Consider the following 6,877-nt stretch of genomic DNA (forward strand, 5'->3'; position numbering starts at 1 on the left):
CCACCGTGCCAGTGATCCTCGCCGCCGCCCTCGCCGCAGGCGCGCTCAGCGCCTGCGGCGCGGGGTCCGCGTCCCATCCGGACACCGTGAAGGTCGCCTACCAGCGGAACACGAACAGCAAGGTCCGGTACACCGACGACTATCTGGCCATGGTGAAGAAGGAGTTCGAGAAGACCCACCAGGGCAAGAAGGTCCAGCTCATCCCCATCCAGGCGTCCGAGAACGACTACTACGCCAAGATCCAGCAGATGATGCGGTCCCCGAAGACCTCGCCGGACCTCGTATACGAGGACACCTTCCTCATCAACTCCGACATCAAGAGCGGTTATCTGCGCCCGCTCGACGACAAGTTGAACAACTGGGCGGACTGGAAGCGGTTCGCACCGGCCGCCAAGGCCGCCACCAAGGCCGAGGACGGCAGGACGTACGGCGTGCAGGACGGCACCGACACCCGTGCCCTCTGGTACAACAAGGAGATATTCGCCAAGGCCGGACTGCCCGCGAGATGGCAGCCGAAGACCTGGCAGGACGTCCTCGACGCCGCCCGTACGATCAAGCGCAAGGTCCCCGGCGTCACCCCGCTCAACGTCTATACGGGCAAGGGCGCGGGCGAGGCGTCCGTGATGCAGACCTTCGAGATGCTGCTGTACGGCACGGGCAAGGACCCCCTCTACGACCCGGCGTCGAAGAAGTGGGTCACCGGCAGCAAGGGGTTCCGGGACTCGCTGGACTTCGTGCGGAGCGTCTACGCCGAGAAGCTCGGGCCCGAGCTCTCCGACGCCCTCGACCCGAACGTCGCCGTGCGCAACGTCAGCGAGTGGCTGCCGGCCGGCAAGGTCGCCATCGGCCTCGACGGTTCCTGGCTCGGCGAGTACTGGCTCCCCACCGGCGGCAAGCCCTGGCCGCAGTGGTCGAAGGTGATGGCCCAGACGCCGTTCCCCACCCAGCACGGGCAGGCCCCCGGCAAGGTCAGCCTCTCCGGCGGCTGGGCCTGGTCCATCCCCGCCAAGTCCCGCAACGCCGACCTCGCCTGGCAGGTCATCGAGACCCTCCAGTCCAAGCGGAACGCCGTCGAGTGGGACATCCGCGGCGCGCAGATCGCCGTCCGCGACGACGTCGCCGCCGACGCGAAATATCTGAAGTCCATGCCCGGCATAGACTTCTTCACCTCCCTCGTGAAGTACAGCCACTTCCGGCCCGCGCTGCCCGTCTACCCCAGGGTCTCCGCCGCGATCGGCGAGCAGATGGAGAACGTCACCACCGGCGACTCCTCGGTCTCCGAGGCCGCCAAGGCGTACGACGAGCAGGTCTCTTCGATCACCGACGGTGCTGTGGTGAGCAAGCCTTGACGAGCGCGCTCTCCACAACCCGGACCCGCGGACCCCGTCGCCGCCTGCGCTGGCTGCGCTGGTTGCCCGTGGCTCCCGCCACCCTCCTCCTGCTGCTCTTCCTCGGCGGGCCCATCGCCTACTGCGTCTACATCGCCTTCACCGACATGCAGCTCACCGGCTCCTCGTCGACGCAGTTCGTGGGCCTGGACAACTTCCGGCGGGCCTTCACGGACGACAAGTTCATCAACGCCGTCGTCCTGACCCTCGTCTTCACCGTGCTCTCCTCGATCGTCGGCCAGAACACCCTGGGCCTGGCGCTGGCCGCCCTGATGCGGCGCGCCTCGCGGCCCGTACGGACGCTGACCGGGGCGATCGTCATCGCCGCCTGGGTGCTGCCGGAGATCGTCGCGGGATTTCTGCTCTACGCCTTCTTCAATCAGCGCGGCACCCTGAACGACATTCTGGAATGGCTCCATCTGCCGTCCCAGAACTGGCTGTTCACGCTGCCCATCCTCGCGGTGTCGTTCGCCAACGTATGGCGCGGCACCGCGTTCTCGATGCTCGTCTATTCCGCCGCGCTCTCCGATATCCCGCAGGAGGTCACCGAGGCGGCGGAGGTGGACGGCGCGAGCGGCTGGCAGCGGCTGTGGCGCGTCACGCTGCCGATGATCCGCCGCTCCATCGCCACCAACCTGATGCTCAACACGCTCCAGACGCTGTCCGTCTTCGGCCTGATCTGGGCGATGACGCGCGGCGGTCCCGGTACGCGCAGCCAGACGCTCCCCGTCTTCATGTACGACCAGGCGTTCCTGAAGGCGCTCCTCGGTTACGGCACGGCGGTGGCGCTGCTTCTGCTCCTGGTGGGGGCGCTGTTCTCGATGGTGTATCTGCGGCTGCTGCGCGAGGAGGTCTGACGTGCCGACTCGCCGGACCCTTCCGACACCTCCCAAGCTGCGGCGCGCCACCCGGCAGCGGCTGGCCGCCGATGCCGCGCTGCTGGTCGCCGCCATCGCCTTCGCCGTACCGCTCGCCTGGCTGGTGCTGTCCTCCCTCGACGAACACGCCTCGCTCGACGTCTCCGTGCCCTCGAAGCCCACGCTCGCCAACTTCGACGCTCTCATGGACCCGGAGATCACCTACCGGCCCATGCTCAACAGCCTCCTGCTGTGCGGCGGCGGCACGGCCCTGACCATCGTCTGCGCCACGCTCGCCGCCTATCCCCTCTCGCGGTTCCGCTCCCGCTTCAAGCGCCCGTACCTCATGGCGGTGCTGTTCACGACCTGTCTGCCGATCACCGCGGTGATGGTCCCGGTGTACGGGCTCTTCGTGCAGATCAACCTCATCGACTCGCTGACCGGCACGGCGCTCTTCCTCGCCGCGACGCAGCTGCCGTTCGCCATCTGGCTGATGAAGAACTTCATGGACTCCATCCCCGTCAGCCTGGAGGAGGCCGCCTGGACCGACGGCGCGAACCCGATGCAGGCGCTGGTCCGCGTGGTCCTGCCGCTCATGGGGCCGGGCGTGGCGGTCGTGACCGTCTACAGCTTCATCATGATGTGGGGGAATTTCTTCGTCCCCTTCATGCTGCTGCTCACTCCGGACCAACTCCCTGCGTCCGTCAGCATCTTCACCTTCTTCGGCTACCGCGGCGAGGTGGCGTACGGGCAGCTCGCCGCCTTCTCGATCCTCTACTCGACGCCCGTGATCCTGCTGTACGTCCTGATCGCCCGGCGCCTCGGCGGCGGCTTCGCGCTGGGCGGCGCGGTGAAGGGGTGAGCGCCTCGCGCACCTGATCCCGTTCGGCCGGAAGTCGGACGGGCGTCCATCCTGAGTACGACGTACGGGCCCGGCATCGGCCATTTGGCCGGTGCCGAGGTCGGGCCGTGCGGCTGAGGTGGGGAGGGGGTCCGGTGTTCAAAGATGGGAGAGCACCCATTCCCCGCTCTCCCAGGAGACCTTGTGTCCCGTTCCGCCCCTTTCCCCACGTCGACCGCCGTCCCCGGAGCCGCCGGCTCCGCCGTCGCCGCGCGGGCGACCGAGCTGAGCAAGGTGTACGGGCAGGGAGAGACCCAGGTGGTCGCGCTGGACGCGGTGTCCGTGGAGTTCCGGCGCGCGGAGTTCACCGCGATCATGGGGCCGTCCGGTTCCGGCAAGTCCACGCTCATGCACTGCATGGCGGGGCTCGACTCCTTCTCGTCCGGTTCGGCGCGGATCGGCGACGTCGAGCTGGCGTCGCTGGGCGACCGGGAGCTGACGCGGCTGCGCCGGGACCGGATCGGCTTCGTCTTCCAGGCGTTCAACCTGCTGCCGACGCTCAACGCGATCGAGAACATCACCCTGCCGATGGACATCGCGGGCCGCGCCCCCGACCGGGCCTGGCTGGAGCAGATCGTCTCGACGATGGGCCTGTCCGCGCGGCTGACGCACCGGCCGTCACAGCTCTCCGGCGGCCAGCAGCAGCGCGTGGCCGTGGCCCGCGCACTCGCCTCCCAGCCGGAGATCATCTTCGCGGACGAGCCGACCGGCAACCTGGACTCCCGCTCGGGCGCGGAACTCCTGGGCTTCCTCCAGGAGTCGGTGCCGGCGCTCCAGCAGACGGTCGTGATGGTGACGCACGACGCGGTCGCCGCCTCGTACGCGGACCGCGTGATCTTCCTGGCCGACGGCCGGATCGTGGACGAGCTGCGCGCGCCGACCGCCGACGCGGTCCTCGACCGTATGAAGGCGTTCGACTCCAAGGGCCGTACGAACTGAGGAACCCCCGCCCGCCGCTCACCGCCGGTCTCCGGCGCTTCCCGTCCCCCGCATTCCAGGACTGACACACGTGCTTCGCACCGCTCTGCGCAACGTACTCGCGCACAAAGCCCGGCTGGTGATGACCGCTCTCGCGATCATCCTCGGCACCGCCTTCGTCTCCGGCACGCTGATCTTCGGCGACACCACCGCCAACGCCTACAGCAACGTCTCCGCCAAGAACTACAAGGGCATCGCCACCCTGGTGACCGCCGACGAGGGGATGCGCTCCCCCGGCGACCGGCACAAGACCGCGCTGGACGAACGGCTGGCGGAGAAGATACGGGCGCTGCCGGGCGTCGCGTCGGTGCGGGCGATCGCCTCGGGCTACGCCACGATCGCCGACAAGAAGCAGCGGCCCCTGGGCGACGACTGGGGTTCGCTCGGCGCGAGCTTCACGCCGGGCAAGGACGGCAAGGACGCCCGTTACCCGCTCGCCAAGGGCCGCGCGCCCGCGTCCTCCGGCGAGATCGCGCTGAACTCGGGCGCCGTCTCCGACGCCGGGTTCAAGCTCGGTGACGAGATCCGGTTCGCGGTGGACGGTCCGGTGATGACCAAGAAGCTGGTCGGCGTCGTGGACACGGACGACCCGCGGGTGACGACGGGCGGCACGCTGGCGCTGTTCGACACCGCCACCGCGCAGTACCTGTTCGCCTCCCCCGGCTCGTACAGCGACTTCGAGGTGGGTGCGGAGCCCGGTGTCGACGACCGCGAGCTGACGGAGCGGATCGAGCGTCTGCTGCCGGAGGACTCCGAGGGCGGAGCCACCGCGAAGAGCGGTTCGGAGCTGGCCGCCACCCAGGCCGACGAGATCACCATGACGAACCGGTCGCTGACCAAGTCGCTGATGGTCTTCGCGGGCATCGCGCTGTTCGTCGGCGCGTTCATCGTCGCCAACACCTTCACCATGCTGATCTCGCAGCGCCGCCGGGAGACCGCGCTGCTGCGGGCGGTGGGCGCGTCCCGCCGCCAGGTGGTGCGCTCCGTGCTGGCCGAGGCGGCGGTGCTGGGGCTGCTGGCCTCGGCGGCCGGGTTCGTGCTGGGCATCGGCGTCGCGCTCGGGCTGCGCCCGCTGCTCAACTCGACGGGCTCGCGCCTCCCCGACGGCCCGCTGATCGTCGAGCCGTCCTCGGCCGGTTACGCGCTCGTGATCGGCGTGGCCGTGACCGTGCTCTCCGCGTGGCTGCCCGCGCGGCGTGCGGCGCGGGTCGCGCCGGTGGAGGCGCTGTCCGAGATCGACCAGGCGCCCGCGCAGCGGAGCCTGGTGGTCCGCGGCGTGATCGGCGCGGTGCTCGCCGTCGCGGGCGTGGCGGCCATGCTGTACGTGGCCACCCAGTCGACCAGCGAGGGCATCGACGCCGGCATGGCGGGCTCGGCGCTCGTCCTGGCGGGCGCGGCCGTCCTCGCCCCGCAGCTGTCGCGCCCGATGATCACGTTCGCCGGGAAGGCGCTGGCCCGGATGTTCCCGGCCAGCGGCCGTCTCGCGACCCGCAACGCGCTGCGCAACCCGCGCCGCACCGCCGCGACGGCCTCCGCGCTGATGATCGGCCTCACGCTGATCACCGGTCTGACGGTGCTGGGCCACTCGGCGACGCTGGGCGTCGGCCGGATGATGGAGAAGCAGGGTCTGAAGGCCGACTACCAGGTGACCTCGGAGGGCGGTCGCGGCCTCGGGAAGGACGCCGCGCACCGGCTGGCCGGCGTGCCGGGCGTCGCCGCGGCCGTGCCGCTGCGCACCGTCAGCACCGAGGTGGGCGGGGCCAGTCTGGGCTCGCTGATCGGTACGGACGTCGGGGCCGTCCCGAAGGTGGCCAACGTGCGCTTCCTCAGCGGGTCGGCGCAGGCCGTGCAGGCCGGGGGCGCGATCGCCGTCTCTGAGAAGACCGCGCGGGAGCACCATCTGCGGCTCGGCCAGAGCCTCAAGATCACGTTCCCCGGCGCGCAGGCCGAGGCGGAGGGGAAGGCGGAGAAGGAGGCGGAGGACGCGAAGAAGAAGGGCCAGAAGGCGAAGGGCCGGAAGAAGAGCGCCAAGGGGCCGAGCCAGCAGGACGTCCCGTACAAGATCGCCGGTATCTACACCGACAACGAGGTGGTCCCCGACGCGCTCACCTCGCTGGCGGCCATCGGCGGCCACACGGACTCGCAGACCGATGCCGTCGAGCGGATCCTCATCCACGCGGAGCCGGGCAAGGCGGGCGGGCTGGAGGACAAGCTCCGCTCGGCGCTCGGCAGCAACCCGCTGGTGAAGGTGAAGGGCCAGTCCGTTCTGCAAGAGGAGCGCACCGGATCGATCGGCGACATCCTGAACATGACGTACGGGCTGCTGGGCATGGCCCTGGTCATCGCGGTGGTCGGCGTCGTGAACACGCTCGCCATGTCGGTCTTCGAGCGCACCCGTGAGATCGGCATGCTGCGGGCGATCGGGCTGGCGCGCCGCGACGTGAAGCAGATGGTGCGGCTGGAGTCGGTGATGATCTGCGTGTTCGGCGCGGTGCTGGGGATCGTGGTGGGCGTCTTCCTGGCCTGGTCGGGCGGCCATCTGGTGCGGACCTCGTTCCCGGCGTACCAGTTCGGCCTGCCGTGGGCGCGGATCGCCCTGTTCCTGCTGATCGCCCTGGTCGTGGGCGTGCTGGCGGCGGTGTGGCCGGCGCGCCGCGCGGGCCGGCTGAGCCCGCTGGAGTCGATCGGCGCGCAGTAGCGCCCCCGCGGGCAAACGAAACGGCGGTGGGCCGCCCTCTCACAGAGAGGTGGCG

5 protein-coding genes are annotated in these 6,877 nt (G+C 70.0%); all 5 read left to right on the top strand.

The window, feature by feature from the left end:
* Nucleotides 1-1,349: extracellular solute-binding protein (locus tag ACFU99_RS27070; protein WP_384396624.1), on the top strand; the 1,349-nt coding region annotated here is incomplete at its 5' end.
* On the top strand, nt 1,346-2,245 hold the full coding sequence (locus ACFU99_RS27075) for a carbohydrate ABC transporter permease (RefSeq protein WP_384396626.1): 900 nt from the start codon (nt 1,346-1,348) through the stop codon (nt 2,243-2,245). The genes ACFU99_RS27070 and ACFU99_RS27075, both read left to right, overlap by 4 nt.
* A gap of 1 nt (nt 2,246) precedes the next feature.
* Complete coding sequence (locus ACFU99_RS27080; protein WP_384396628.1) at nt 2,247-3,107, top strand: carbohydrate ABC transporter permease; 861 nt, start codon at nt 2,247-2,249, stop codon at nt 3,105-3,107.
* A gap of 183 nt (nt 3,108-3,290) precedes the next feature.
* On the top strand, nt 3,291-4,085 hold the full coding sequence (locus tag ACFU99_RS27085) for an ABC transporter ATP-binding protein (protein ID WP_384396631.1): 795 nt from the start codon (nt 3,291-3,293) through the stop codon (nt 4,083-4,085).
* Between the two features lie 70 nt (nt 4,086-4,155).
* Nucleotides 4,156-6,822, top strand: a complete 2,667-nt coding sequence (locus tag ACFU99_RS27090; protein WP_384396633.1) for an ABC transporter permease — start codon at nt 4,156-4,158, stop codon at nt 6,820-6,822.
* Nucleotides 6,823-6,877: the final 55 nt, after the last annotated feature.

This window comes from Streptomyces sp. NPDC057654 (genome assembly GCF_042800135.1).
Taxonomy (GTDB): Bacteria; Actinomycetota; Actinomycetes; order Streptomycetales; family Streptomycetaceae; genus Streptomyces.